This window comes from Pseudonocardia sp. D17 (assembly GCF_036984265.1).
Classification (GTDB): Bacteria; Actinomycetota; Actinomycetes; order Mycobacteriales; family Pseudonocardiaceae; genus Pseudonocardia; species Pseudonocardia benzenivorans.
This window is the reverse complement of sequence record NZ_BPRG01000045.1, coordinates 55,014-80,936: the sequence shown is the minus strand read 5'-3', so window position 1 is coordinate 80,936 and position 25,923 is coordinate 55,014. Positions and strand designations below refer to the sequence as shown.

Here is a 25,923-nt window from a genome sequence, read left to right as displayed (position 1 = left end):
CCCGCGACGCCCGGCCCCCCCGGGTCAGCCGGTGTTGCGCAGGCCCGCGGCGATGCCGTTGACCGTCAGCAGCAGCGCGCGGTGCAGCTCGGGCGCGGGCTCCTCGACGGCGCGCCGCTGCGCGAGGAGCTGGACCTGCAGGTGGTGCAAGGGCTCCAGGTAGGTCGACCGCACGGCCAACGTGTTGCGCAGCACCGGATGGCGGTGCAGCAGTGTCGTCGACCGGTTCCAGCGCAGCACCTCGGCGAGGGTGCGCTCGTGCTCGGCGCGGATGTCGTCGAACAGGTGCCGGTGGCGGTCGGCGACCAGGACGTCGACGTAGCGGCGGGCGATCCGCAGGTCGGTCTTCGCCAGCGTCATCTCGACGTTGCCGAGCAGGTTGGCGAAGAACCCCCAGTCGCGCATCTCGTCGAGGACGATGCCGTAGCCCGCGGTCCGGGCGGCGCGCAACCCGGTGCCGAGCCCGTACCAGCCGGGGACGACCATCCGCGTCTGCGTCCAGCCGAACACCCACGGGATCGCGCGCAGGTCGTCGAGCCGGCGCTCGCCGCGGCCCGGGCGCTTCGAGGGCCGCGAGCCGACGTTGAGCCTGCCCAGCTCGTCGACCGGGGTGGCGGTGGTGAAGAACTCGGGCAGCCCGGGGGCCTCGACGAGCCTGCGGTACGTCGCCTGTGCCGCGCCGGACACGCACTCCATGACCTCGTCCCAGCGCGCGTGCACCTCCGCCGGCCAGCGGGCGGCCTGGTGCAGCAGCGTCGACTCGAGCATCGCCGCGAGCAGGATCTCGAGGTTGTCGTGCGCCAGCTCGGGCAGCGAGTACTTGTCGGAGACGACCTCGCCCTGCTCGGTGAGCTTGAGCGTCGCGTCGACGGTGCCGAACGGCGACGCCGCGACCGCCTCGCCCGCCGGACCGCCGCCGCGCCCGACCGACCCGCCGCGGCCGTGGAAGAGCCGCAGCCGCACCCCGTGCGCCGCGGCGACGTCGCGCAGCTGCCGCTGCGCCTGGTGGATCCGCCACTGAGAGGTCGTGATGCCCGCGCCCTTGTTGGAGTCGGAGTAGCCGAGCATGACCTCCTGCACGTCGCCGCGCTGCGCGACGTGCCGGCGGTACGGCCCGACCGAGAGCAGCTCGTCGAGCAGCTCTCCCGCCCGCGACAGCTCCTCGACCGTCTCGAACAGCGGCACGACGTCGAGCGACGAGCGGCCCACCGCAGTCGACAGGTCGATCATGCCGGCCTCGCGGGCGAGCACCGCGACGGCGAGCACGTCGTCGACGCCCTGGCACATCGAGATGATGTAGGTGTGGGCGGCGTCCTGGCCGTAGCGGTGCTGGGCGTCGTGGAGCATGTCGAACGTCGCCATGACGCGGTCGGCCGGTTCGGGCAGCGTGCCGTGCCGGGGCGCCAGCGGCCTGCCCTCGCCCAGCTCCGCGGCCAGCAACGCGGTGCGCGCGGGGCGGTCGAGCTGGTCGTAGGGGGTCTCGTGCTCCTCGATGCGGGCGTAGAGCGCGGTCAGCGCCTCGTGGTGGGCGGCGGCGTGCTCGCGGACGTCGAGTGCGGCGAGCGCGAGGCCCAGCGCCTTCGCGGTGCGCAGCACCCGGGCGAGCCTGCCCGCGGCGATGCGCTCGCCCAGGTTGGCGCGCAGCGACCGGTCGATGACCTCCAGGTCGGCGACGTAGGCGTCGGTGTCGGCGTAGTCGCGGCCCGGGACGTGCGGGAGGCCGTGCTCGACGCGGTCGGCCGTGTGGTCGAGGCGCGCCAGGATGTAGCTGGTCTTGAGCCGGTAGGGCTCGAAGGCGTTGAGCCGGATGAAACGCTCGTGCACGTCGGGCATCGCCTCGCGGTCGCGCTCCAGCGACGCGGTGAGCTCTTCGGACACCTCGACCACGCGCGTCGACACGCTCAGCTCGTGCACGAGCGCGTCGACCAGCTCGCGGTGGATGCGCAGGGCCCGGTCGGCGTAGAGGCGCATGACCTCCGCCGACACGGCCGGCGTGACGTTGGGGTTGCCGTCGCGGTCGCCGCCCACCCAGGTGCCCAGCGCGATCGGCCGTGCCCCCGCCGGAACGGTGAACCCGGCGTGCCGCGCCTGCGCCTCCAGCTCCGCGACCAGGTCGGGCACGGCGCGGCGGCCCAGCTGCTCGAGGTACCAGCCGATGGCGCGGGCCTCGTCGGCGACGGTCGGGGCGCCGGGCCGGATCTCGTCGGTCTGCCACAACGCGTCGACCATCGCGTGCAGCTCGTCGTCGGGTGCCTCGTCGGCCAGCAGCTCGGCGATCCGGCGCAGGATCCGCAGCACCGACTGCCGCGACGACTCCGTCGGGTGTGCGGTGAAGACCGGCGCCAGCTCGGCCCGGGCGAGGACCTCCTCGACGGCGTCGTGGTCGGCCTCGGCGGCGAGCCTGCGCATGACGGTACGCAGCGGCCGCTCGTCGCGTGGGCGCAGGATCCGCAGCTCGCGCGACCGGTGCAGCTGCTCGGCGATGTTGGCGAGCTGGAAGTACTGGGAGAAGACGCGGGCGAGGGTGACCGTCGTCGGCGCGTCGAGGCCGGAGAGCAGCCGCGCGATCTCCGCGTCGGTCGCGCCGCCGGTGGTGACGGCCGTCCGCGCGAGCCGGCGGACGGCCTCGGTCAGCTCCAGCAGTTCCTCGCCCGCCTGCCGCGCGACGGTGCGGCCGAGCATCGTGGAGAGCCGGCGGATGTCGTGGCGCAGGGCCTCGTGCTCGGACTCGGAGACGACGCCCGCGGCGACCGCCTGCGCCGTGCCCGGGACGGGGGCGCCGGGGTGCGGGTACGTCGTGGCCTGGTTCATCGTCGGATCCCCTCGCGTGGTGGTCCGCTCGCCACGCTGGGAACGACGTCGGGGCCCATCGTGCTCCGCCAGGGGTGACCGACGCCACCCCCCACGGGCCTCAGGAGGGTGCGACCGGCTGGCCGAGGGCCTCGGTGAGCAACCGGCGGACGCGCTCGTCGGGCGCCGTGTAGTAGACGAACGTGCCTTCGCGACGGCCCTCGACGAGCCCCGCGAGCCGGAGCTTCGCGAGGTGCTGGCTGACCGCGGCGGGCTGCGACCCCACGAGCTCGGCCAGGCAGGCGACGTTCGACTCGCCCTGCAGCAGCGCCCAGAGGATCTTGATCCGGGTCGGGTCGGCCAGCAGGCGCAACGCGTCGGCAGCCCGGCGGACCTCGTCCGGATCGGGCATGTCGAAGCCTGCGATGCCGTCGTGCACGAGGCGGAGTCTAGCGGTCATCGCCCATCTGACGAACTGTTCCGGCGTCCTGGTTCGCCCGCATCGTCCGGTGCGGAACCGGCCCGGGCGGGCCCGGCGGGCAAATCACTCGAAAGGTGCACGAGGCGGCAATGAGCGATGGTTAGGCTAACCTCAATCACGCCGACCCCGGCGCGATCCAGACCGAAGGGACCGCACAGATGTCCGGTAATCCGTTCGACGACGAGGGCGGCGTCTTCTACGCCCTGATCAACGACGAGGGCCAGTACTCCCTGTGGCCCACGTTCGCGGTCGTCCCGGACGGCTGGACGGTCGTCTTCGGGGAGGCGTCGCGCCAGGAGTGCCTCGACCACATCGAGGCCAACTGGACGGACATGCGGCCGAAGACCCTGATCGAGCAGATGGAAGGCGCCGCCGGCGCCTGACCGCTGCCCTCTGCCCCGCTCGATCGCACGACGTCGCGCGGCACGGGTCCACGCCCGTGGGTCGCGCAGGAGGTAATCGATGACCGAAGCCCTGCAGGCCCGCGTGCTCGACGTGACCGCGCTGTCGCCGTCGATCACGCGCGTCCGCCTCGACGTCCCCGGCTTCACGACGCTGGGGGTCCCGGACGAGGGCTGCGTGCTGAACTTCCCCGCCGCGGGATCGCACGTCGCGGAGCCCGATGCCGAGCGCGGGCACTGGTACACGGTCCGGCGGGTCGAGGGCACCCGCCTCACCGTCGACGTGATCGCGCACGAGGGCGGCGCGGCCACCTCCTGGCTGCGCCGCGCCGAGGTGGGCGACCTGCTCTCGGTCACCTACCGCAACAGCTGGTTCGTCCGGCCCGCCGACGTCCGGTGGCAGCTGTTGCTCGTCGACACGACCGGGTTGCCGGCCGCCGGGCGGATCGCCGAGGAGGCTCTCGCCGGTCTGCGCACGCTGGTCGTCGCCGAGGTGCCGACGGCCGACGACGAGCAGGAGCTCCCGAACGCCGAGGTCAGGTGGGTGCACAACCCCGGCGTCCGGCACGGTGCGTCCGAGCTCGAACGGCTCGCCCGTGAGGTCGAGATCCCCGAGGGGTCGGGGTACGTCTACGTCGCCGGGGAGGCGGCCGCGACCCGGGCGGTCCGCCGGTACCTGCGCCACGAGCTGCGGCTGCCGTCGGGCTCGTACGGGGTGATCGGCTACTGGCGGCGCGACGCCGCGGCGTGGGCGGAGCGGCTCGCCCGGGCATCGGTCGATCTCGGCGACCTGTGGGAGCGGTCGGAGGCCGAGGCGTCCGACGAACAGGAGGCGCTCGACCTGTACGAGGAGCGGTTGACGCGCGCCGGGCTGCTCTGAGGGCATTCTCTCTGATTGCGTATCTGCGTGTATACGCAGATAGTAGGTGAGTGCTCCCTGAGATCCGCTCCGCCGTGTGCGCGCTCGCCGCGTTCGCCGTCGCCGCCCCCGGTCAGCTGCTGGGCGCGCCCGCCACGCTGACCGTCGTCGCCTGGGTGGTCTGCTACGCCGCGGGCGGATGGGAACCGGCCTGGTCGGGCCTGCGCGCGCTGCGGCACGGCAAGCTCGACGTCGACCTGCTGATGGTCGTGGCCGCGCTCGCCGCGGCGGCGATCGGGCAGCCGTTCGACGGCGGCCTGCTCGTCGTCATCTTCGCGACGTCGGGCGCGCTGGAGGCCGTCATGACCGCGCGGACCCGGCGCGGGATCGAGGCGTTGCTCGACCTCGCGCCCGAGACGGCGGTCCGGGTCGACGACAGCGGCGAGACCCGAGTCCCCGCCCGCGACCTGCGCGTCGGCGACGTCGTCCTCGTCCGGCCCGGCGACCGCGTTCCCGCGGACGGCGAGGTCGTCGACGGGGCGAGCGAGATCGACACCGCGTCCCTGACCGGCGAACCCTTGCCGCGGGCGGCCGGGATCGGGACCGCCGTGCACGCCGGCACGGTCAACGGCACCGGGGTGCTGCGGGTACGGGTGACGCGCGAGCCCCGGGACTGGGTCGTCGCCGGCATCCGGGAGCGGGTGCAGCGTGCCACGGACTCGGCATCGCGGCGGCAGCTGCTGATCGAGCGCATCGAGCAGCCCTACTCGGTCGGCGTCGTCGTGGTGACGCTCGCGCTGCTCGGGGTGCCGCTGCTGTTCGGGGCCGCGTTCGAGCCGACCCTGCTGCGCGCCATGACGTTCATGATCGTCGCGTCGCCCTGCGCCGTCGTGCTCGCGACGATGCCGCCGCTGCTCGCCGCGATCGCCGTCGCCGCCCGGCGTGGGGCACTGCTGCGCGACGCGACCGTCGTCGAGGCGCTCGCGGCCGTCGACGCCGTGGCCATGGACAAGACGGGGACCCTGACCACGGGTAGGCCACGCGTCGTGACGGTGCGCGCCGCCGATCCCGACGGGCTCGTCGCGCTCGCCGCCGCGGCGGAGGCCGGGAGCGAGCACGCGCTGGGGCGCGCGGTCCGCGAGGAGGCCGAGCGCCGGCGGCTGACCGTCCCGGCGGCGAGTGCCTTCGTGGCCGAGCCGGGAATCGGGGTCCGCGCCACGGTCGGCGGGCGGGAGGTGACGGTCGGCCGCCCGTCGCGAGGCGATGCGGCCGGTCCGGCCGGTTGGACCGGTCCGGCCGGGGCGGTCGAGGACGTCGAGGGTTCGGGCGCGACGGCCGTCGTCGTGAGCGTCGACGGGCAGGTCCGGGGAGTACTGGGCATCACCGACGACGTGCGCCCCGGCGCCGCGTCCGCCGTCGACGCGCTCACCCGCCTCACCGGCGCGGCCCCCGTCCTGCTCACCGGGGACGCCGCGCGCCCCGCGGCCGCGGTCGCCGCGCGGCTCGGCCTCGTCGACGTCCGCTCCGGACTGCTTCCCGACGACAAGGCCGACGTCGTCGAGGCCTGGCGGCGCGACGGGCGGACCGTCCTCGCGGCGGGAGACGGCGTCAACGATGCGCCCCTGCTCGCCGTCGCGGACGTCGGGCTCGCGGTCGGGGCGGGTGCGAGCGCCCTGAGCGTGCAGGCCGGCGACGGCGTGCTGCTGCGCGACCCCATGGCCGTGCTGCCCGCGCTCGTCGAGCTCGCTCGCCGGGCCACCCGCGTCGCCCGGGCGAACCTCGTCGTCGCCGGCGCAGTGATCGCCGGGTTGGTGACCTGGGACCTGGTGGGGACGTTGCCGCTGGTCCTGGGGGTCGCCGGGCACGAGCTCTCCACCGTCGTGGTCTGCCTCAACGGCCTGCGGCTGCTGGTCGGCGGCGCGCGAGTCGCCCGGGAGCTCCCTCTGTCGGCCGCCGACCGGGCCGAGGGCAGCAGCGAGGTCGTCCGGGGATAGCCGGCCGCAACCTGGCGGTCGTCGCCGGGGCGGTGGGCAGCGGTGGGGTTGCGCGGGGATGGCCGGGCGCAACCTGGCGGTCGTCGCCGGGGCGGTGGGCAGCGGTGGGGTTGCGCGGGGATGGGCGGGCGCAACCTGGCGGTCGTCGCCGGGGCTGTGGGCAGCGGTGAGGTTGCGCTCGGGTGGCGGGCAGCAGCCAAGGTCGCGCGAGGGGGAAGCGCGGGCGGGTGGGCTCGGCGGCCGGGTGGTCAGGCCGCGGGAAGCGTCGTCAGGGCGGTGAGGGCCATGCCGCGCAGGAGCGCGGCGACCTCGCGGGTGCTGCCGCGCGCACCGCTGTGCGGGGTCGAGTTGAGCAGCCCGAACGCGCCGTGCGCCGCGATGCGGGCGGCCTCGGGCGTCAGCCCGGGGGTGATCTCCCGCAGCACGTCCACCCAGATCTCGACGTAGGTGCGCTGCAGCAGGCGAACCCTGCGCCGCGGCTCGGGGGGCAGGTTCGCGAGGTCGCGGTCCTGCACGACGATCAGGTCGGGCGAGGTCAGCGCGAAGTCGAGATGGAAGTCGACGAGTGCCTCGAGCGTGGCCCGGGCGTCGCCGTCGACGGTGGCGCGTTCGCGGCCGCCGGCCAGCAGGTGCTCGCTGATTCCGACGAGCATCTCCGCGAGCAGCGCCTCCTTGCCGGGGAAGTGCCGATACAGCGCCGGGCCGCTGACGCCCACCGCCGCGCCGAGGTCGGCGATGCTCACGCCGTGGAACCCGTGCCTGGCGAACAGCCGGGCCGCGACGGTGAGGATCTGCTCGCGCCGGCCGGTGGCGGCACCCGTCGGAACGGCCATCGGCGCAGCGTAGCCGGTTAGCAACCGCTAACGGAGGGGGTGTGGCCGCGGCCTCGCGACGGGTGCGGCCGGCCGGCGCGCGTCGGCTCGCGGGTCGGGGCTGCGCTCAGGCCGAGGTCAGCTCGAGCCAGCGACGCCGGTCGAGCAGGACGTCGATGTCGTCGCGGAAGGCTCTGGCGAGGCTGGGGAACTGCGGCGTCGCCTGACGGATCCGGGCGCAGAGGGTGGTGAGATGCCGGTCGAGCGTCGCCAGGTCGGGGCACTCGTAACTCGTGCCGCGCGGCCCGGTGACGACCGTGAGGACCTCGGAGTCCTCGGGCGATGACGTGGTCTTCGGAGCCATGTGGGCCTCCTTCTCCTGGCGCGTCGCTGTGGCGCGCTCGACGCTGTATGCCCGTTTCCCGGTCGTCGAATCCTGCGGGACGCAGAAATCCGGCGGGGTGGCGCTCCTCGCACGTCCCCGGTGACCCTGGCGCCCGACGTTAACAATCGCTAACATGTTAACGATCGCTAACCGAGGAGGGTGTCCATGACGTCGCTCGACACCGACGTCCGGGGGGTGGCCCCCGTGCTGGGAACCGCGGCAGACCCCACCTCCGAGTCGTTCCGGCGCAACTCCGCCGCGCACCGCGACCTCGTCGCCGACCTCGCCGCGACCCTCGCGACCGCCCGGCTCGGCGGTTCGGAGCGGGCCCGGACGCGGCACGTCGAACGCGGCAAGCTCCTCCCGCGCGACCGCGTCGACGCGCTGCTGGACCCGTCGTCGCCGTTCCTGGAGCTCTCCCCGCTGGCCGCCCACGGGCTCTACGGCGGCGACGCGCCGGGTGCCGGGATGATCACCGGCGTCGGCCGGGTGTCCGGGCGGGAGTGCGTGATCGTCGCCAACGACGCCACCGTCAAGGGCGGCACCTACTACCCGATGACGGTCAAGAAGCACCTGCGTGCGCAGGAGGTGGCCCTGCACAACCGGCTGCCCTGCATCTACCTCGTCGACTCCGGCGGCGCGTTCCTCCCGCAGCAGGACGACGTCTTCCCGGACCGCGAGCACTTCGGGCGCATCTTCTACAACCAGGCCACGATGTCGGGCCTCGGCATCCCGCAGATCGCCGCGGTCATGGGATCCTGCACGGCGGGCGGGGCGTACGTCCCGGCGATGAGCGACGAGGCCGTCATCGTCCGCAACCAGGGCACGATCTTCCTGGGCGGTCCGCCGCTGGTGAAGGCCGCGACGGGCGAGGTCGTCACCGCCGAGGAGCTGGGCGGCGGCGAGCTGCACTCCACCGTCTCCGGCGTCACCGACCATCTCGCCGACGACGACCCGCACGCCCTCGCGATCGTCCGCTCGATCGTCGCCACCCTGGGGCCACGCGCTGCGCGGCCGTGGGACGTCGTGCCCACCGAGGAGCCGGTGGTGGACCCCGCCGAGCTCTACGGGATGGTGCCGACAGACACCCGCACCCCCTACGACGTGCGCGAGGTCGTCGCGCGGATCGTCGACGGGTCGCGGTTCCACGAGTTCAAGGCCGGCTACGGCACGACGCTCGTCACCGGCTTCGCGCGGATCCACGGCCATCCGGTCGGGATCGTCGCCAACAACGGCATCCTCTTCAGCGAGTCCGCGGTGAAGGGTGCGCACTTCGTCGAGCTGTGCGACCAGCGCGGCGTCCCGCTGGTGTTCCTGCAGAACATCTCCGGCTTCATGGTGGGGCGCGAGTACGAGGCGGGCGGCATCGCCAAGAACGGCGCGAAGATGGTCACCGCCGTCGCGTCGACGCGGGTGCCGAAGCTGACCGTCGTCATCGGCGGGTCGTTCGGCGCCGGCAACTACGCGATGTGCGGCCGGGCCTACTCGCCCCGGTTCCTGTTCATGTGGCCCAACGCCAGAATCTCCGTCATGGGCGGCGAGCAGGCCGCGACCGTGCTCGGCACCGTCGGCACCGCCGACCCCGATGCGATCCGCGCCCAGTACGAGACGCAGGGCCACCCCTACTACTCCTCGGCCCGGCTGTGGGACGACGGCGTCATCGACCCCGCCGACACCCGCCGCGTGCTGGGCCTGTCCCTCTCGATCGCCGCCAACGCGCCCCTCGGGGATCCCGCGTTCGGCGTCTTCCGGATGTGAGCGCCGTGCGCATCAGGCTCCCCGAGCTGCAGGAACGGCACTTTCCCGCAGCCCAGTTGCGGGAAAGTGCCGTTCCTGCACGAGGCGTCGGCCACGAGGAGGTCCTGTGTTCGGCACGGTGATGGTCGCCAACCGCGGCGAGATCGCGCTGCGGGTCATCCGCACCCTGCGCAGGCTGGGCATCCGGTCGGTCGCGGTGTACTCCGACGCCGACGCGGGCTCCCCGCACGTCGCGGCGGCCGACGTCGCCGTCCGGATCGGGCCCGCCGCCGCGGCGGAGAGCTACCTCTCGATCGAGCGCGTGATCGAGGCCGCCCGCGCGACGGGCGCGGAGGCGATCCACCCCGGCTACGGCTTCCTGTCGGAGAACACCGCGTTCGCGGCGGCGTGCGAGGCCGCCGGGATCGTGTTCGTCGGCCCACCGGCGTCGGCGATCGAGGCGATGGGCGACAAGATCCGCGCCAAGCAGACCGTCGCGAAGGCGGGGGTGCCGGTCGTCCCCGGTTCCGACGGCGCCGGCCTCTCCGACGACGACCTCGCCGCCGCCGTCGACGAGATCGGCTACCCGGTGCTGCTCAAGCCGTCCGCGGGCGGCGGCGGCAAGGGCATGGTCGAGGTGCACCGCGCCGAGGACCTCGCCGACGCCATCGTCGGCGCGCGGCGCGTGGCGAAGGGCGCGTTCGGCGACGACACCCTGCTCGTCGAGCGGCTGGTCACGACGCCGCGGCACATCGAGATCCAGGTGCTGGCCGACGCCCACGGCACCGTCGTGCACCTGGGCGAACGCGAGTGCTCGCTGCAGCGCCGGCACCAGAAGATCGTCGAGGAGGCGCCGTCGGCGCTGCTCACGCCCGAGCAGCGGGAGCGGATGGGCGCGGCGGCGGTCGAGGCGGCCCGGTCGGTCGGCTACACCGGCGCGGGGACCGTCGAGTTCATCGTGGGCGGCGACCGGCCGGACGAGTTCTTCTTCATGGAGATGAACACCCGGCTGCAGGTCGAGCACCCGGTTACGGAGCTGGTCACCGGCCTCGACCTGGTGGAGCTGCAGCTGCGGGTGGCGGCGGGCGAGCGGCTCCCCCTCACGCAGGACGACGTCTCGCTGCAGGGGCACGCGATCGAGGTCCGCGTCTACGCCGAGGACCCGGCCGCCGGGTTCCTGCCGACGGGCGGGCGCGTGCTCGCGTTCGAGGCGCCGACCGGCCTGGGTGTGCGGGTCGACGCGGGCATCGAGGCCGGGAGCGTCGTCGGCTCCGACTACGATCCCATGCTCGCCAAGGTCATCGCCCACGGTGCCGACCGCGACGAGGCGATCCGCCGCCTCGACACCGCCCTCGCCCACACCACGCTGCTGGGTCTGGGCACCAACATCGGCTTCCTGCGCACCCTGCTCGCCGACGACGACGTCCGCGCCGCGAACCTGGACACCGGCCTCGTCGGCCGCCGGCTCGAGGACTGGACCACCGCCGACCTGCCCGCCGACGTCCTCGGTGTCGCCACCGGCGTGACCCTGCTCGGTCTCGAGCCCGCGGGACCCGTCGTCGACCCCTTCGACATCCCGGGCGGCTGGCGCCTCGGCGACCCCGCCGCGACGACGCGCACCCTGCTCGTCGCGGGCCACGACCCGGTCGAGGTCCGGGCCCGTGGCCGCGCGGCCGACGCGTCGCTGGCGATCGCTTCCGACGAGCCGGTGCAGACCTGTACAGAGGTCGTGAGTGGCGATGGTCGCCGTGGCGACTATCGCCACGCACAGGGGGGTGTCAGCCGGCGGTACAGGGCAGCGCGCGCCGACGACGGCACGCTGTGGATCGGCCGGGACGGGTACACCTGGGCCGTGCGCGAGCAGGGACGGCTCGAGGCGGCCCGTGCCGACGCCGCGGCCGGCGGCGGACCCGTCGTCAGTCCCATGCCCGGCACCGTGACGGTGGTCGACGTCGCCGAGGGTGACACCGTCGTCGCGGGTCAGCGGCTGGTCGTGGTCGAGGCGATGAAGATGGAGCACGTGCTCACCGCACCGGTCGACGGTGTGGTCCGCGACCTGCGCGCCCGGGCGGGCGCGGCCGTCGCGAAGGACGCGGTGCTGCTCAACGTGGACACGGAGGAGGAGTAAGCGGTGGATCTCGAGCTCAGCGAGGAGCAGGAGGCCCTGCGTCGCACGGTCGAGGACTTCGCGCGCAAGGACGTCGCCCCCGTCATCGGGGAGTTCTACGAGCGCGAGGAGTTCCCGTACGAGCTCGTCGCGAAGATGGGCCGGATGGGCCTGTTCGGCCTGCCCGTCGACGAGGACCTGGGCGGCATGGGCGGCGACTACACCGCCCTGTGCATCGCGCTGGAGGAGCTGGGGCGCGTCGACTCGTCCGTCGCGATCACCCTGGAGGCGGGTGTCTCGCTCGGCCTGATGCCGATCTACCGCTTCGGCACCGACGAGCAGAAGGCCCGCTGGCTGCCCGACCTGGTCGCCGGCACCAAGCTCGGCGCGTTCGGCCTCACCGAGCCCGGCGGCGGCTCCGACGCGGGCGCCACGCGGACCACCGCCCGCCTCGACGGCGACGAGTGGGTCATCAACGGCTCGAAGTCGTTCATCACCAACTCCGGCACGGACGTCACCTCGCTGGTGACGGTCACCGCGATCACCGGCGAGCGCGAGGGCGGTAAGAAGGAGATCTCGGCGATCATCGTGCCGTCGGGGACGCCCGGGTTCACGGTGGCACCGAAGTACTCCAAGGTCGGTTGGAACGCCTCGGACACCCACGAGCTGTCCTTCGACGACTGCCGCGTCCCCGCCGGGAACCTGCTCGGCGAGCGCGGCCGTGGCTACGCGCAGTTCCTGTCGATCCTCGACGAGGGCCGCGTCGCGATCGCCGCGCTGGGCACCGGGCTCGCGCAGGGCTGTGTCGACGAGTCGGTGCGCTACGCCCACGAGCGCGAGGCGTTCGGCCAGCCGATCGGGAGCTACCAGGCGATCCAGTTCAAGATCGCCGAGATGGAGTCGCGGGCGCACACGTCGCGGCTGGCCTGGTACGCCGCGGCGGCGAAGATGCAGGCCGGCAAGCCGTTCAAGAAGGAGGCGGCGATCGCGAAGCTGGTGTCGTCGAACGCCGCGATGGACAACGCCCGTGACGCGACGCAGATCTTCGGCGGCTACGGCTTCATGAACGAGTTCCCCGTCGGCCGCTTCTACCGCGACGCCAAGATCCTCGAGATCGGCGAGGGCACGTCCGAGGTCCAGAAGATGCTGATCGCCCGCCAGCTCGGGCTGTAGCGGGCCCGCGGTACGGTCGCCGCGACGACCGGGAGGAGCCGACGTGGCCAGCTGGGACGATCTCGTGTCCTACGTCCGTGTGCGCTACGAGATCATGCGCCAGAGCGACGAGGAGCTCTGGTTCAACCTGCCGACGAGGGGCGAGCGCACCCAGCTCGTCGTCGTGCGTCAGGTCGTGGGCGACGACGGGCACGCGTGGGCGCAGATCTCCTCGCCGATCTGCCGCGTGGCCGACGTCGACCTCGCCGAGCTGCTGACCCTCGCGAGCGCGTCGGTGGTCGGCGGGGTCGCGGCCACCGACGGCGTCGCGGTGTTCCGGCACTCCGTGCCGCTGGCCGACGCCGAGCTCGGCGATTTCGACAGGCCGTTCCGGGTCGTCGTCGCGGTCGCCGACGACCTCGAGGAGAAGCTCACCGGCGGCGACGAGCACTGACGGCGCCGAGCACCGACCGGCGCCGAGGAGCACCCGGTCCGCGGCGCGTCAGCTGATCGGTTCCAGCGCCTGGTCGACGACGACGCGCAGGCGCGCGAGCAACTCGTCGGCCTCGGCCCAGGTGAGAACGCCCGACCGGATCCCGAGACGAATCTCCTCGGCCACCGTGCGGGAGAAGTGCGTCGCCCACTCGGCGCGGCTCCACGCTGCGTCCATTCGCAGATGGTGCCCTGCGCCACACCCGTGTCACGATCCGGGGGTGCGTAGACACGTAGCGTGACCGAAGGCCACGCTACGCGGTCGGCTCAGTGCGCCGACGTGACGACCACCCCGCCCAGGACACCGGGGACGGCGGCCACCGACCGCAGCTCCGTCACCGTCGGGTGGCCCGCGGCGAGCAGCCCCACGTCGCTGGTCGGCGACGGCTGCTCGCCCACCTCGTGCAGCGACGACCGCAGCGTCCCGTGCGTCGCGCCGCCCGGTCCGGCCTCCCGGTGCTCGACGACGACCTGCGCCGTGCCGAACTCGGCCAGCTCCGCCTCCCGCAGCTCGCGCAGCGCGGCGGGATCGACGTCGGGCGCGTTGTAGGACAGGACCGTCCCGGGATCGCGGGAGAGCAGCAGGTCGAACACCTCGGGCAGGCCGGCCGTCGCGGCTTCCCAGTGCGGGTGCTCCGGCGGGGTCCAGCCGGTGTCGAGCGACACCGCGAGTCCGTACCAGCCCTGCAGGCCCGCCGTCAGCGCGGCGCCGACCGTGCCCGAGTGCAGCACCGACCGTCCGACGTTGGCACCGAGGTTGATCCCGGAGACGACGAGATCGGGCTTCGGCTCGAGCCAGCCGCGGCCGGAGGCGTAGACGATGAACGACGGGTGCCCCTCGACCGCGTACGCGGGAACGCCGTCGAGCCCGGGCAGCTCGCGCGGGTGCACGGCCACGCCGTCCTCGCCACGGACCGCGAAGACCGAGGCGCCGACACCGCTGGCGTCGCGGTGCGGCGCCGCGACGACGACGTCGAAGCCGGCGTCGCGGGTGGCGTCGGCGAGCGCCCAGAGGCCCGGGGAGTCGATCCCGTCGTCGTTGGTGATCAGAGCCCTGAGCCTGCGCGAGGATGCCACGGCTCCACGGTAGGCGAGGGCGCCCGTGCCGACCGCCGGACGAGAGCAGCCCCACCCGCCCGGACGCGACGTTCAGTTCAGGTTCGCCAGCTGGGCACGCGCCGTCTCCCGCAGCGCGTCGCGCTGCGCCGGCTCGAGCGGCGCCTCGGGGTCGTCGGCGGCGTCGCGCAGCAGCGTGGCGGCCTCGGGCCAGCGCGCCTGCTTGCCGAGCGCGTCGGCCAGCTCGACGAGCAGCGGGATCGCGGTCTCCGGGGCGCCGGGGACGGCCAGCCGCATCCGCAGCACCCACTCCAGGTCGGCGGGGCGCCTGCGCCTGCCGTAGACGCCGCGCAGGTTCTCCAGCATCCGGACGAGGATCTGGCGGTTCGTCGCGACGGGCATGAGGTCGCGGCTGAACCGCACCGAGCGCGTCGCCGATCCCGTCGACGCCCGGAACAGCCGCTCGCAGTCCGCGTCGTCGAGCAGCCGGCCGCCGGAGAAGACGTCGACATGGACCCCGGTCTCGGCCTCGCGGACCAGGAAGTGCCCGGGCATGCCCACGCCCTGCAGCCGTACCCCGGCCCGCCTGCCCACCTCGATCGTCACGACGGCGAGCGTGATCGGGATGCCCGTGCGCCGGCGCAGGACGTGCGGCAGCAGCGAGTTGCGCGGGTCGTAGTAGTCCGTCGTGTTGCCGGTGAAGCCCTCCTCCTCGAACAGCACGCGCAGGACGCCGGTGACGCCCGAACCCGCCGGGACGGCGGCCGCGAGCCGGTCGAGCTCGCGCAGCCAGCGGTCGGGGTCCAGGCCCGGCTGGGCGCCCGCGGCGATGGCGAGCGCGCCGACGTCGAGGTCGGGCTCGCCCCGGCCCACGAGGGCGCCGAAGCGCGCGACGGGGTCCATCCCGACATCCTCCGCCGCCGGGCCCGCCGGTGGCAGGTCAGAGAGTCATGGTCACCCGAATGACGGTGCCCCCCGCGTCGCTCCACACCTGCAGGACGTCGGAGAGCTCGGAGGCCAGCCACAGCCCGCGCCCGCGCACCCCCGTCGGCGGCGGGGCCACCAGCCCGGGGAACGGCACCCGCAGCCGGCCCGCGTCGTGCACCTCGGCGACGACCTGGCCGTCGGTGACCCACATCCGCAGGGTCCCCGAGCCGGGCCCGTGCTCGACGCTGTTGCTGGCGATCTCGTTGACGGCCAGCACGAAGTCGGCGACCCGTTCGGTCCGGAGCCCCCCGTCGGTGGCCACGGTCGCGACGGTGCGGCGCAGCCCGCCGAGGCCCTCCAGACCGAACGGCAGCACGACCCCGGGCTCACCCAGGTCGGGAGGTGGCGGAGGGGGGAACTCGGCGACGACCTCCAGCGGCTCGCGGAACGCGGCCGTGGGGACGGAGTGCCCGCCGGAGAGCAGCGTGCGGTGCGTCGTGCGGGAGAGCACGTCGTCGCCGTCGGGGAACGGGCAGAGCACCTCGACGGGCAGCCCGGCGAGCGCGACGTCGAGCGCCGCGTCCAGGCGCGCCCAGTAGCCGGGACCGTCGCCGCCGGGCAGCGCGACGTGTTGGCCGACGACCGTCGCCCGCGCGCCCGGCTCGGCCCGTCGGCTCAGCCGCGCCCAGCGCACGGCGACGGTGAACGCCGGGACCCGGTAGACGTCGGCGGGGTCGAGGAACTCGATGCCCGACGCCGCCGCGCCCAGCTCCGCGCCGAGGGCCGCACGCTCGGCCTCGTCGAGCACGGCGACGACGGGCGCGGCCGTCCGGAGCGCGGCGTGCAGCCGCGGGGCCAGCTGGACGGCGAGGGCGCCGGCACCGCCGAAGGGAACACCCTCGTGGTGGGGGGTGACGGGATCGGGCGGATCGGTGGCCGTCACGGTGGGTCCGCCGCGAGTGCCGCGGACGTCCGGGCACACCCGTCCCGATGCGTCATGGCACCACCGTTTCCCTGACGGGACCGGTGCCCCGCCCCCGCGGCTCCCGGCCCCTACGCCCCTGTCGCAGGCCGCACGATAGTGCCCCCGGCGGTGCGATCGCGAACCGAGAGCGGATCCGCAGGTGTGGCGCTCGCCGCGGCGGGAGCGGTGCGCGGATGTGGCAGGGTGACCGGATCGGCCGGGGTCGCCCGGGAGCCTCGCGGGAAGGGCAGGAGATGCGCGTCTTCAACGGTGTGGACGATCTGAAGGGGGCCGTCGGGACGACCGTCGGCGAGAGCGACTGGTTCACCATCGACCAGGGCCGCATCGACGGTTTCGCCGACGCCACCGAGGACCACCAGTGGATCCACGTCGACGTCGAGAAGGCGAAGGCCGGTCCGTTCGGGACGACGATCGCGCACGGCTTCCTCAGCCTCTCGCTGCTGCCCGTGCTGATCGGGCAGGTCTACCGGATCGAGGGCACCCGGATGGGCATCAACTACGGCCTCAACCGGGTCCGCTTCACCTCGCCGGTGCCCGTGGGCAGCAAGGTGCGCGCCGTCGTCGAGATCGCGGACGTCACAGACGTCGACGGTGGCGTCCAGATCACCACGAAGGCGACCATCGAGATCGAGGGGTCGGAGCGGCCCGCGCTCGTCGCGGAGTGGCTGACCCGCCAGTACGTCTGAGCAGTCCGTCCGGGCCCGTCCGCGGGCAGGCGGTCGACGGGATCGAGGTAGGGGCGACGATGCGTGACGCGGTGATCTGCGAGCCGGTGCGAACCCCCGTCGGGGGTTTCGGGGGGTCGCTGCGCGACGTCCCCGCGCAGGTGCTCGCCTCGACGGTGGTCGCGGCGCTGCTGGAGCGCACGGGGTTGCCGGGCGAGGCGGTCGACGACGTCGTGCTCGGGCACTGCTACCCGACGATGGACGCGCCCGCGATCGGCCGGGTCGTCGCGCTCGACGCCGGTCTGCCGGTCACCGCGGGAGGCATCCAGATCGACCGCCGCTGCGGCTCCGGCCTGCAGGCCGTGATCTACGCGGCGATGCAGGTGCAGACGGGCGCGGCCGAGGTCGTCCTCGCCGGTGGCGCGGAGTCGATGTCCAACGCGCCGTTCTACTCGACGGGCATGCGCCGTGGCGTCAAGGGCGGGCCGGGCGTGATGCTGCACGACGCGCTGGCCCGCGGCCGCGTCACCGCGGGCGGGGTGAACCATCCGGTGCCCGGCGGGATGCTCGAGACGGCCGAGAATCTGCGCCGGGAGTACTCGATCCCGCGCGAGGAGCAGGACGAGTTCGCCGTCCGCAGCCACCAGCGGGCGGCGGCCGCGCAGGCGGCGGGCCGGTTCGCCGACGAGCTCGTCCCGGTGACGGTGAAGGGACGGAAGTCCGACACGGTGGTCGATCAGGACGAGCACATCCGTCCGGACTCCACGGTCGAGGTGCTCGCCGCGCTGCGCCCGGTGCTGGGCCGCGACGACCCGGAGGCCACCGTCACCGCGGGCAACGCCTCCGGGCAGAACGACGGCGCCGCGATCTGCGTCGTGACCCATCCGGCGCGGGCGGCGGAGCTGGGGCTGCGGCCGCTGGCGCGCATCGTGTCGTGGGGGCTCGGTGGCGTCGCGCCGAGGACGATGGGCATCGGCCCGGTCCCTGCCGTCGCGAAGGCACTCGACCGGGCCGAGGTCGCGCTCAAGGACATCGACCTGATCGAGCTGAACGAGGCCTTCGCCGCGCAGGTGCTGGCCTGCACCCGGGAGTGGGGCTTCACCCCGACCGACTTCGACCGGCTCAACGTCAACGGGTCCGGCATCTCGCTGGGCCACCCGGTCGGTGCCACCGGCGGCCGCATCCTCGCGACGCTGACCCGTGAGATGCAGCGGCGCGGGGCCCGGTACGGGCTCGAGACGATGTGCATCGGCGGCGGGCAGGGCCTGGCCGCGCTGTTCGAGCGCGTCTGAGCGGAGCGGCACGTCGTGAACGGGTTCCGGCCGCCGTCGCCCGACGCCGAACCGGGCGCCGGCGGGCTCGCGCCCGCCGCGGTCGGCGACGCGGGGGTCCTCGACATCGACGGCGCCGACCGCATCGGCACGGGGCTCGTGCGGCTCGTCCGGCTCATCGAGCGCGCCTACGCCCTGCACCAGATCGAGCATCCCGACGGCGTCGAGCGAGCCACCTACGTGCTGCTCGTGCACCTGGTGAAGGACGGCCCGTACCGCTCGCGGGCGCTGGCCGACGCGGTGCACTCGGACCCGTCGACGGTGAGCAGGCAGGTCGCGCACCTGGTGCGGCTGGGGCTCGTGGAAAGGGTCACCGATCCCGACGACGGCCGCGCGGTGCTGCTCGTCGCCACCGACGAGGGGCGTCGCGTCTTCGCCGAGAACCGGCGGCTGCGCAACGAGGGGATCGCGCGGATGCTGGCGGACTGGCCGGCGGCCGACCGCGACCGCTTCGCCGACCTGCTGACCCGTTTCGCCGACGAGATGGAGAAGACCCGGGCCGCAGAGGGCCCACCCGGTGCCGCCGGGCGACGCTGACGAGGCCGCCACCGGGGGACGTGCGAAAGGACCGGCCGGATGGAGGTCCGGGGTCCGGGTGTCGCCGTCGGCCGGCCGAAGCGCCTGTCCGGGCAGGTGGGCGAGGCCGGCTCAGCCGCTGCCGCGCGACGCGGCGAGGTCGGCGGCGATCTCGGCGAGGAAGTCGTCGAGGAGGCGGTTGAGCTCGGCCGGTCGTTCCAGCCAGACGAGGTGGCCGGCGTCGGGGACGATCTCGAGGCGGGCGCCCGGGACGGCCTCCGCGACCGCGCGGTTGTACCAGGGCAACGTGATGAGGTCCTGGTCGCCGTGCACGACGAGCGTCGGGCAGGTGATCGTGCCGAGGCGGTCCCGGGTCTCGTGCGACAGGTCGGCCCGGAAGTGAGCCGCGGTGCCCGGCGGGTTGCGGGACGTGTACTCACCGAGGAGCGTTTCCACCTCGCGTTGCAGGTCCGGTTCGCGATCGACGACGGCGGGCGCGGACATCCAGAACGCGAACTGGGCGAAGACGTCGAGCGGCCCGTTCTCCAGTGCGTACAGGCGCGACTCGAAGTGCCGGCGGATGTGGTGCTCGCGCGCCGTCGACGACCAGGTCGCGACCAGACCGAGAGCGTGGACGAGGTCCGGACGGGCGAGGGCGAGCTCCTGCGCGACCGCCGATCCCAGCGACAGCCCGACCACGATCGCCGGGCCGACGCCGACGGCGTCCATCCACTCGGCGACGTCCCTCGCGAGCTCGGCGACGGTGAGGGCGTCGAGGGGCCCTTCGCTGCCCGCTCCGCGCAGGTCGACGGTCAGGCAGCGGTACCGGTCGGAGAAGTGGTCGGTCTGCGGCGACCAGCTGCGGCCATACAGACCTGTGCCGGGGATCCAGACGATCGTGGGCCCGGCACCGGTCTCCTCGTGGTGGACACTCACCGCGCCACAGGTTGTGATGGGCAACTCGGCTCCTCCGTTGCTCGGGAGGGGACCGTAACCCCCATGTCGGACGGCGGAGGCAGACTGCGTGAACGAGGCCGAAACCGCCGGAGGTGTGAGTGTGACCGGACGTCCGGACAACCCCGACTGGATCATCCGGCGCAAGATCACCCCGCCGCCGCTCGGCCCGACGGTCACCCGCCGGCCCCGTGTCGAGGCGCTGCTGACCAGGTTGATCGAGCAGCATCGGCTCGTCGTCGTGTACGCGTCGGCGGGCGCGGGCAAGACCACCGCCGTGCTCCAGGCCGCCGAGCGGCTCGAGCGGCCGCTGGCCTGGCTCGACCTCGACACGACCGACGTCGCCACCGGTCGGCTGCTCGTCTATCTCGAGGCGGCGCTCGCGCGCCGGATTCCGGCGATCCGGGGTGTCGCCAGCGGGGCGCTCGCGGCGAATCTCGCCCACTCGGAGGTCGCGGGGCTCCTCGCGGAGGCGGTCGAGGGCAGCGACGTCCTCGTCGTGCTCGACGACGCCGAGCGCCTGGCGGACTCCCCGGCGGCTCTCGGCGTGGTGTCCGCCTTCGTCAACTACCTGCCGGCCTCCGCGCGGCTGGTGCTGCTGAGCAGGGTCGAGCTGGCCGTCACGACCTCGGGATGGGGACCGTGGGTGGCGGCCGTGGGTGAGGAGGACCTCGCGCTCACGGTCCAGGAGGCCGCCGACGCGCTGGAGATGTCCGGGCGCACGGACATCGACCCGGTGGAGGCCCTGATCGAGACCGGGGGGTGGCTGACCGGCGTCCTGTTCGAGGCCTGGCGTTCGACGGACCACGTCATCGGCCTGGGCGGCGAGGCCGATCCGCTGCACGGCTACCTCGCGACGCAGATCCTCGACCAGCTGGACCCGGCCGACCAGGACTTCCTCGTGACCACGGCCGTGCTGCAGGAGGTCACGCCGCGTGCGGCCGAGGCCGTCGGGTTGCGCGGGGCCTCGTCGCGGCTGCACGCACTGCGCGGGCGGCGGCTCCCCGTGAGCTGGGACGGCGACCGGATGCGCTGCCATCCCCGGTTCCGCGAGTTCCTCCTGCGCCGGCTCGAACGACGCGGCGAGGAGGAGCTGCGCAGGCTTCGGATGGCCTACGCGCGGCTGCTGCTGGCGTCGGGACACGACGAGGAGGCGCTGGAAGAGCTCTTCGCCGCGGATGCACTGGACGAGGCCATGGCGGTGGTCCAGCCGGCCCTCGAGCGCGCGATCGAGCGCACGGACTTCCCGACGGCCGAGCGCTGGCTCGAACGGCTGCAGCCGGTGCGCCGCGAGCACCACGTCGCCCTCGCCGGAGCCGAGCTGATGCTCGCCGTCGTCCGCGAGGGCTACGCCGCGGGTGTCCGGCTCGCCGACCGGCTCGACGCCGCGGGCCGACGCGACGAGCTGGCCAAGGCGTCGGGACGGGCGGCGGGACTCATGGCGTGGTGCTACCTGCACGCCGGACGTCCGGAGGACATGCGCGAGGTGATCGAGTCGGGCGTGCCGGGGCCCGACGTCGACGCCGCCCGGTACGCCATGCGGATGGTCGACGTCGAGGCCCCGCCCGACGATGTGGCACCCGGCCTGGGGGCGCTGAGCGGCGGACCGCTCGACGCCCTGGTCATGCGCGCCCACTTCGACCTCGGCCGGCTCCAGGAGATGGACACCCGCCCCGCGTCGCTGTGGGCCCAGCGGGCCGCGGACTCCTGGATGGTGTCCGGGCTGCTCGCCACGGGCCGCACCGCCGAGGCGTTCGAGCTCTACCACCGCCTCGTCGACGCGGTCAGCGAGCACAGCGTGTGGCTCCAGGCGCTGGTCGGGCCTCGACTCATGGCCGAGCTCGGCGAGGAGGAGGCGGCCTGGCGTCTGCTGCGCGACGGGCGCGAGCGGATCGCCGGCACGGGTTCGGTCCTGTTCGAGGCCTACAGCCGGTTGATCGAGGCGGAGTTCGCCCTGCGCCTGGACCACGACCCGGCGGCGGCGACCCGGGCGTTGCGGCCCCTCGTCGCCAGCTCGATCGGACGCAGCTACTCGCTGATCGCGGAGCACCTGGCGACGGTCCAGGGCCGGATCGCCCTCGCCCAGGACGACGTGGACGCCGCGATCGCCCACCTGCGGCCCGCGGTGCAGGGGATGCAGCGAGGCGGACGGCTGCTCCACCTGCCCGCCGCGGCGGTCTACCTCTCCGAAGCCGCCTGGCGGACCGGGGACGAGGACGCTGCGGACACTGCGGCGGATGTCGCGCTGGAGGCGGCCAGGGGACAGGGCTCGACGCACATCCTGCTGAACGCACTGGCCGAGTTCCCCGACGTGCTCGCGCGTCGCCTCGACCTCGAGGTGACGGCCGAGTCCGCATGGCACGAGCTGGGCCGTGCGCTCAGTGCGCGGGTCGGTGGGCTCGGTGAGGTGATCGGCGCCGCGGTACACGTCGCGGAGTTCGGTCGCACCGCCGTGATCCTCAACGGTCAGGAGGTCAAGCCGCGACTCGCCAAGAGCGTCGAGCTGCTCGCGTACCTGTCGAACCGTGGGGAGCGTGAGCACGCGACCCGCCCGCAGCTGCTCGATGCGTTGTTCGAGGGGCGACGCGACGAGTCCGCGTCGTCGTACCTGCGGCAGGCGATCCTGCACCTGCGCAAGGCGGTACCGGACGTGCTGGAGACCGAGACCGGTCCCGGCGTCGTGCGGCTCGCATCTCGGGTGCGGGTGACGACCGAGTCGAAACGGGTGGTGTCGCTCCTCGCGCAGGCCCAGGCCCTGCGCGGAGCCGACCGGCTCGGCCTCCTGCTCGACGCCCTCGCGATCGCGGGCCGCGGCGACTACCTGCCGGGCATCCGGTCGGGGTGGGCAGAGGAACGCCGTGCCCAGCTCGCGGAGATCCTCAAGGACGTCCGGTTCCAGGCGGCGGAGGCAGCCTACGAGACCGGGTCCTTCCGCCATGCGGAAGAGCTGCTGGCCGCCGTCCTGCGGGCGGATCCGGCCCGGGAGGCGGGCTGGCGCCTGCAGATGCGGCTCGCACACGCGGTGGGGGACTCGGACCGGGTCCTCGCCGCGTACCGATCGTGTGAACGCGCGCTGCGCGAGCTCGGGACGAAACCGTCCGCGACGACGTGCGCGCTGGTCGAGGATCTCCGCCGCTGATCAGGCCCGGTTTCGCCCCCTCGTGAGGGCGGTACGGACCCTGCCGACACCGGCTTGGGCATGCGCACGGACGCGTGTGGGTACTTCGTTCGTTTCGCTGCCGTTCACGCCGCCGCTTCCGTCCTCCGGTGCCCGCACGCCACGGTTCCGCATCACCCCGCGGCCGGCTCGGCCGCACGAAGGAACGAGGAGCCCGGCGTATGCCGTCCACCTGGCTGCTGATCGCCCACGGCACCGTCGTCGACGGCGCCGGCAACCCGCCCGTCCCGAACTCGTCGGTGCTGGTCCGGGACGGCCTGATCCATGCGGTCGGTGCGGACGTCACGCGCGAGCAGGTGCCGCGCGGCGAGACCCTGCGGGAGATCGATGCGACCGGGCGCACCGTCATGCCCGGCCTGATCGACGCGCACTGCCACATGACCTACGGCGAGTCGCGGTCCGAGGAGGAGATCGACCTCTACACCAGCCCGGAGTCGCGCACGCTGAAGGCCGCCTTCCACGCGCAGAAGGTGCTGCGCGCCGGGGTCACCGGGATCTCCCAGCCCGGGGGCAGCTACTACATCGGGGTCGCGCTGCGCGACGCCATCCGCGACGGGGTCGTGCAGGGCCCACGCATGACGTCGGCGGGTCGCTACCTGTCCACCAGCAACGGGCTCACGGACTGGTACCCCGACTCCGTCGGGGTGCCCGAGGGTTCGATCGGGATCGTGCACAACCGGCTCGACGACATGATCGACGAGGTCCGCCACCAGGTGAAGAACGGCGTCGACCTGATCAAGCTCGCCGACAGCCCCTACGGCGACTTCCAGGCGTTCACCACGCACGAGATGACGGTGCTCGCCGATCTCGCCCACCAGCTCGGCAAGAAGATCACGATTCACGCCCGCGGTTCGGCGGAGGTCGACGCGGCCGTCACGGCCGGCATGGACTGGATCATGCACGGCAACATCCTGAGCGACGAGACCGTCGCCCACCTCGCCGAGTCCGGGACGCCGCTCGTCCCGACCCTGCTGCTGCTCGCCAACGCCGGGGACTGGGGCCATCTCGTCGGTGCCCCCGCCCCGCTGCGCGACGGGATGAAGCGGATGCTGGAGAAGTCCGCCGACGCGCTGCACCGGGCACACGCGGCCGGCGTCCCCATGGTCCTCGGCACGGACTCCGGGTTCTCGCTGAGCCCCTACGGTGTCTGGCACGCCCGGGAGCTCGAGCTGCTGATGCGCTACGCGGGACTGACCGCGCTGGAGGCCATCCAGGCGGGCACCGGCAACGGCGCCCTCATGCTCGGCCTCGAGGGCAGGATCGGGACGGTCGCCCCTGGAATGATCGCCGACCTGATCGTCGTGAACGGCGACCCGGTCGCCGACATCACCGTCCTGCAGCGCCGCGAGGCGATCGAGACGGTGGTCCAGGACGGCCGGGTCGTCGAGTTCGACGAGGACGCCATCGCCCGCTCGTGGCCACACGAGCGCGGCATCGGCTACTCGGTCACCGACCTCACCTACGACGTCGTCCACGGGCTGGGCAACGGTGCGGACCCTCGCGACCTCGCCACGCCCGGGGAGTTCCGCTTCGACGACGAACGCGCCGCCGACCTGGTCTCGGACATGGGCCGTCGGGAACGTTCCGCAGGCACCTTCTGAGGAGCCGTGTCCGGCGGCCCACGCTGCACCGTGTAAGCCCCATCCGTGATCCCACCCACGAGAGAGGGACGCCCGTGTCCACGAGTGACGAAATCTCCGACCCCCTGTCGGACGCACTGTCCGAGGACGGCCTCGACGACATCGAGCTCGTCGACGAGAAACCGCTCTCCTGGTTCGACGTCTCCGCCATCGGCACCGGTGAGATGCTCTTCACCGCCGGCTGGGCGTGGATCGTGTTCATCGCCTCGTCCTTCGGGATCCTCTGGTCGATCCTGGGGTTCGTCGGCGGTGTGGTGATCATCCACACGGCCTGGTGGCTGTACCGGGAGATGATCACCGCCGTCCCGGAGCCCGGGTCGCTCCAGTCCTACGCGCGTGAGGCGGGGGTCTTCCCGCTCGGCACGAGCTACCTCGTGCTCTACGCGCCGGTGTACGGCGCGTTCATGTGGCTGGAGCTGCTGATCGCCAACGAGCTCTTCGCGCTGCTCTTCCCGAGCGTCCCGGCGGCGATCTGGCCCTATGTGGTGCTCGTGCCGGTCCTGGCACTGAACCTGCTGGGCCACCAGATCACCGGCAAGGTGCAGTCGACGCTCGTCGTCATCACGCTCGTGGCCGACATCGTGCTGGCGATCTGCGTGTTCGCCCTGATCGCCAACGCGGACTCGTTCTCGCTGAACTGGCCCTCGCCGACCCCCATCACGTTCCTCGGCTTCTTCACGATCGTCGGCCTCTGGCTCGGGATCATGGCCGGGATCATGGAGGTCCAGCAGGTCCTCGTCGACGAGTGGAAGGACTTCCGGCGCTCCCGCGACATCGGGCTGCTGTCCGCGGCGTGGCAGCTGTGGATCCGCCAGATCCCGCTGGCCATCGGCATCCTGGGCAGCCTCCCGATCGCCGCGCTGGTCCTCATGCCGGTCCCGACGATCGGGGTCGTCGAGGAGAAGTTCGGGAACAACCCGCTGTTCTTCCTCGCGCTGATCGCCATGCTCATCGCGACCTACACGACGCTGTCGGTCTACTTCATGGGCATGGGCAAGATCCTCGCCCTCTACAGTCAGCAGGGCGCCCTGCCGCGGGTCATCGGCCGCTACTCGCGCCGCTCGGTCCCCTGGGTGGCGATCCTCATTCTCGCGGTCTTCGCGCTGATCGGCGTCTACATCGGCGACTTCACGTTCGTGTCGCACGTGCTGTCGACGTGGTCGGCGACGCTGTACTTCTTCGTCGCGCTGTTCTACCTGCTCATGAAGCGGCGCAAGGATCTCGACCGGCCGCTGGTGGCCCGCCTCGGCACGCCGCTCGCGGTCTTCCTGCTGGTCGTCACCGCGATCGTCGGCATCGCCATCGCGGCGACCGACTGGGCCGCCGCCACGACGTGGGCCGCCCTGGTGGTCGTCGTCGTCCTCTACGACATGTTCGTGGTGCCGCGGACCAAGCGCGGCGCCCTCTACCGCCAGCAGCTGCTGCGCCGGCGCACGTCGGCCGCCCGGCTGTAGGCCCTCC

22 protein-coding genes are annotated in these 25,923 nt (G+C 73.3%); 13 read left to right on the top strand and 9 right to left on the bottom strand.

Features of this window, described 5'->3' with window-relative positions:
* Positions 1 to 24: 24 nt before the first annotated feature.
* Both ppc and PSD17_RS09075 read right to left on the bottom strand, forming a co-directional pair.
* Positions 25 to 2,811 carry a phosphoenolpyruvate carboxylase gene (ppc, locus tag PSD17_RS09080; protein ID WP_339122369.1) on the bottom strand — a complete coding sequence of 929 codons (2,787 nt, stop codon included), beginning with the start codon at positions 2,809 to 2,811 and terminating at the stop codon, positions 25 to 27.
* A 100-nt stretch (positions 2,812 to 2,911) separates the two neighbouring features.
* Positions 2,912 to 3,229 (bottom strand): ArsR/SmtB family transcription factor, encoded by a 318-nt coding sequence (locus PSD17_RS09075; RefSeq protein WP_041760162.1) that lies wholly within the window; start codon positions 3,227 to 3,229, stop codon positions 2,912 to 2,914.
* A 200-nt stretch (positions 3,230 to 3,429) separates the two neighbouring features.
* On the opposite strand from PSD17_RS09075, the gene PSD17_RS09070 reads away from it, so the two are divergent.
* The 3 genes from PSD17_RS09070 to PSD17_RS09060 all read left to right on the top strand — a co-directional run bounded on the left by PSD17_RS09070 (position 3,430) and on the right by PSD17_RS09060 (position 6,525).
* Positions 3,430 to 3,654 carry an MbtH family protein gene (locus PSD17_RS09070; protein ID WP_339122368.1) on the top strand — a complete coding sequence of 75 codons (225 nt, stop codon included), beginning with the start codon at positions 3,430 to 3,432 and terminating at the stop codon, positions 3,652 to 3,654.
* A gap of 79 nt (positions 3,655 to 3,733) precedes the next feature.
* A complete protein-coding gene (locus tag PSD17_RS09065; protein ID WP_339122367.1) occupies positions 3,734 to 4,552 on the top strand; it encodes a siderophore-interacting protein in 819 nt (272 codons plus the stop codon).
* Positions 4,553 to 4,602: 50 nt separating this feature from the next.
* The gene (locus PSD17_RS09060) at positions 4,603 to 6,525 is read left to right on the top strand and encodes a heavy metal translocating P-type ATPase (protein ID WP_339122366.1); all 1,923 of its coding nucleotides are present in this window, start codon (positions 4,603 to 4,605) and stop codon (positions 6,523 to 6,525) included.
* A 248-nt stretch (positions 6,526 to 6,773) separates the two neighbouring features.
* Here PSD17_RS09060 and PSD17_RS09055 read toward each other — a convergent pair whose 3' ends face one another.
* Together PSD17_RS09055 and PSD17_RS09050 are read right to left on the bottom strand one after the other, a co-directional pair.
* Complete coding sequence (locus PSD17_RS09055; RefSeq protein ID WP_013678151.1) at positions 6,774 to 7,358, bottom strand: SACE_7040 family transcriptional regulator; 585 nt, start codon at positions 7,356 to 7,358, stop codon at positions 6,774 to 6,776.
* A 106-nt stretch (positions 7,359 to 7,464) separates the two neighbouring features.
* Entirely contained in the window at positions 7,465 to 7,701 is a 237-nt protein-coding gene (locus tag PSD17_RS09050; protein ID WP_013678150.1) for a hypothetical protein, read from the bottom strand.
* Positions 7,702 to 7,887: 186 nt separating this feature from the next.
* Between PSD17_RS09050 and PSD17_RS09045 the strand changes: the two genes are divergently transcribed.
* From PSD17_RS09045 to PSD17_RS09030, 4 genes are all read left to right on the top strand, one after another.
* Positions 7,888 to 9,480 (top strand): carboxyl transferase domain-containing protein, encoded by a 1,593-nt coding sequence (locus PSD17_RS09045; protein ID WP_339122365.1) that lies wholly within the window; start codon positions 7,888 to 7,890, stop codon positions 9,478 to 9,480.
* 106 nt (positions 9,481 to 9,586) lie between these two features.
* The gene (locus PSD17_RS09040; RefSeq protein WP_339122364.1) at positions 9,587 to 11,587 is read left to right on the top strand and encodes an acetyl/propionyl/methylcrotonyl-CoA carboxylase subunit alpha; all 2,001 of its coding nucleotides are present in this window, start codon (positions 9,587 to 9,589) and stop codon (positions 11,585 to 11,587) included.
* Positions 11,588 to 11,590: 3 nt separating this feature from the next.
* Positions 11,591 to 12,739 (top strand): acyl-CoA dehydrogenase family protein, encoded by a 1,149-nt coding sequence (locus tag PSD17_RS09035; protein WP_013678147.1) that lies wholly within the window; start codon positions 11,591 to 11,593, stop codon positions 12,737 to 12,739.
* A 43-nt stretch (positions 12,740 to 12,782) separates the two neighbouring features.
* Entirely contained in the window at positions 12,783 to 13,172 is a 390-nt protein-coding gene (locus tag PSD17_RS09030; RefSeq protein ID WP_013678146.1) for a hypothetical protein, read from the top strand.
* Between the two features lie 48 nt (positions 13,173 to 13,220).
* Here PSD17_RS09030 and PSD17_RS09025 read toward each other — a convergent pair whose 3' ends face one another.
* The 4 genes from PSD17_RS09025 to PSD17_RS09010 all read right to left on the bottom strand — a co-directional run bounded on the left by PSD17_RS09025 (position 13,221) and on the right by PSD17_RS09010 (position 16,136).
* Positions 13,221 to 13,388 carry a hypothetical protein gene (locus PSD17_RS09025; protein WP_013678145.1) on the bottom strand — a complete coding sequence of 56 codons (168 nt, stop codon included), beginning with the start codon at positions 13,386 to 13,388 and terminating at the stop codon, positions 13,221 to 13,223.
* An 89-nt stretch (positions 13,389 to 13,477) separates the two neighbouring features.
* Positions 13,478 to 14,287, bottom strand: coding sequence for a 5'/3'-nucleotidase SurE (gene surE / locus PSD17_RS09020; RefSeq protein ID WP_013678144.1), 810 nt, complete (start codon positions 14,285 to 14,287; stop codon positions 13,478 to 13,480).
* Positions 14,288 to 14,359: 72 nt separating this feature from the next.
* The gene (locus tag PSD17_RS09015; protein ID WP_013678143.1) at positions 14,360 to 15,169 is read right to left on the bottom strand and encodes a SirB1 family protein; all 810 of its coding nucleotides are present in this window, start codon (positions 15,167 to 15,169) and stop codon (positions 14,360 to 14,362) included.
* Between the two features lie 37 nt (positions 15,170 to 15,206).
* A complete protein-coding gene (locus tag PSD17_RS09010) occupies positions 15,207 to 16,136 on the bottom strand; it encodes an ATP-binding protein (protein WP_339122363.1) in 930 nt (309 codons plus the stop codon).
* A 275-nt stretch (positions 16,137 to 16,411) separates the two neighbouring features.
* On the opposite strand from PSD17_RS09010, the gene PSD17_RS09005 reads away from it, so the two are divergent.
* The 3 genes from PSD17_RS09005 to PSD17_RS08995 are packed head-to-tail and all read left to right on the top strand — an operon-like array spanning position 16,412 to position 18,711.
* A complete protein-coding gene (locus tag PSD17_RS09005) occupies positions 16,412 to 16,864 on the top strand; it encodes a MaoC family dehydratase (protein ID WP_041760161.1) in 453 nt (150 codons plus the stop codon).
* A 59-nt stretch (positions 16,865 to 16,923) separates the two neighbouring features.
* Entirely contained in the window at positions 16,924 to 18,135 is a 1,212-nt protein-coding gene (locus PSD17_RS09000) for an acetyl-CoA C-acetyltransferase (protein ID WP_339122362.1), read from the top strand.
* Positions 18,136 to 18,150: 15 nt separating this feature from the next.
* Positions 18,151 to 18,711, top strand: a complete 561-nt coding sequence (locus PSD17_RS08995) for a MarR family winged helix-turn-helix transcriptional regulator (RefSeq protein WP_013678139.1) — start codon at positions 18,151 to 18,153, stop codon at positions 18,709 to 18,711.
* 111 nt (positions 18,712 to 18,822) lie between these two features.
* Here PSD17_RS08995 and PSD17_RS08990 read toward each other — a convergent pair whose 3' ends face one another.
* Positions 18,823 to 19,626, bottom strand: a complete 804-nt coding sequence (locus PSD17_RS08990) for an alpha/beta fold hydrolase (RefSeq protein WP_339122361.1) — start codon at positions 19,624 to 19,626, stop codon at positions 18,823 to 18,825.
* 121 nt (positions 19,627 to 19,747) lie between these two features.
* Between PSD17_RS08990 and PSD17_RS08985 the strand changes: the two genes are divergently transcribed.
* The 3 genes from PSD17_RS08985 (at position 19,748) to PSD17_RS08975 (ending at position 25,916) form a co-directional block, all read left to right on the top strand.
* The gene (locus PSD17_RS08985; RefSeq protein ID WP_041760159.1) at positions 19,748 to 22,783 is read left to right on the top strand and encodes a BTAD domain-containing putative transcriptional regulator; all 3,036 of its coding nucleotides are present in this window, start codon (positions 19,748 to 19,750) and stop codon (positions 22,781 to 22,783) included.
* Between the two features lie 200 nt (positions 22,784 to 22,983).
* A complete protein-coding gene (locus PSD17_RS08980; RefSeq protein WP_013678136.1) occupies positions 22,984 to 24,423 on the top strand; it encodes an amidohydrolase family protein in 1,440 nt (479 codons plus the stop codon).
* Between the two features lie 74 nt (positions 24,424 to 24,497).
* Entirely contained in the window at positions 24,498 to 25,916 is a 1,419-nt protein-coding gene (locus tag PSD17_RS08975) for an APC family permease (RefSeq protein WP_013678135.1), read from the top strand.
* The last annotated feature ends 7 nt before the right edge of the window (positions 25,917 to 25,923 follow it).

Excerpts from the sequence above, each read along its gene's own strand:
- ppc (WP_339122369.1), bottom strand. The coding sequence starts at position 2,811 with ATGAACCAGGCCACGACGTACCCGCACCCCGGCGCCCCCGTCCCGGGC.
- PSD17_RS09070 (WP_339122368.1), top strand. The coding sequence starts at position 3,430 with ATGTCCGGTAATCCGTTCGACGACGAGGGCGGCGTCTTCTACGCCCTG.
- PSD17_RS09065 (WP_339122367.1), top strand. The coding sequence starts at position 3,734 with ATGACCGAAGCCCTGCAGGCCCGCGTGCTCGACGTGACCGCGCTGTCG.
- PSD17_RS09055 (WP_013678151.1), bottom strand. The coding sequence starts at position 7,358 with ATGGCCGTTCCGACGGGTGCCGCCACCGGCCGGCGCGAGCAGATCCTC.
- PSD17_RS09050 (WP_013678150.1), bottom strand. The coding sequence starts at position 7,701 with ATGGCTCCGAAGACCACGTCATCGCCCGAGGACTCCGAGGTCCTCACG.
- PSD17_RS09045 (WP_339122365.1), top strand. The coding sequence starts at position 7,888 with ATGACGTCGCTCGACACCGACGTCCGGGGGGTGGCCCCCGTGCTGGGA.
- PSD17_RS09025 (WP_013678145.1), bottom strand. The coding sequence starts at position 13,388 with ATGGACGCAGCGTGGAGCCGCGCCGAGTGGGCGACGCACTTCTCCCGC.
- PSD17_RS09015 (WP_013678143.1), bottom strand. The coding sequence starts at position 15,169 with ATGGACCCCGTCGCGCGCTTCGGCGCCCTCGTGGGCCGGGGCGAGCCC.
- PSD17_RS09005 (WP_041760161.1), top strand. The coding sequence starts at position 16,412 with ATGCGCGTCTTCAACGGTGTGGACGATCTGAAGGGGGCCGTCGGGACG.
- PSD17_RS09000 (WP_339122362.1), top strand. The coding sequence starts at position 16,924 with ATGCGTGACGCGGTGATCTGCGAGCCGGTGCGAACCCCCGTCGGGGGT.
- PSD17_RS08980 (WP_013678136.1), top strand. The coding sequence starts at position 22,984 with ATGCCGTCCACCTGGCTGCTGATCGCCCACGGCACCGTCGTCGACGGC.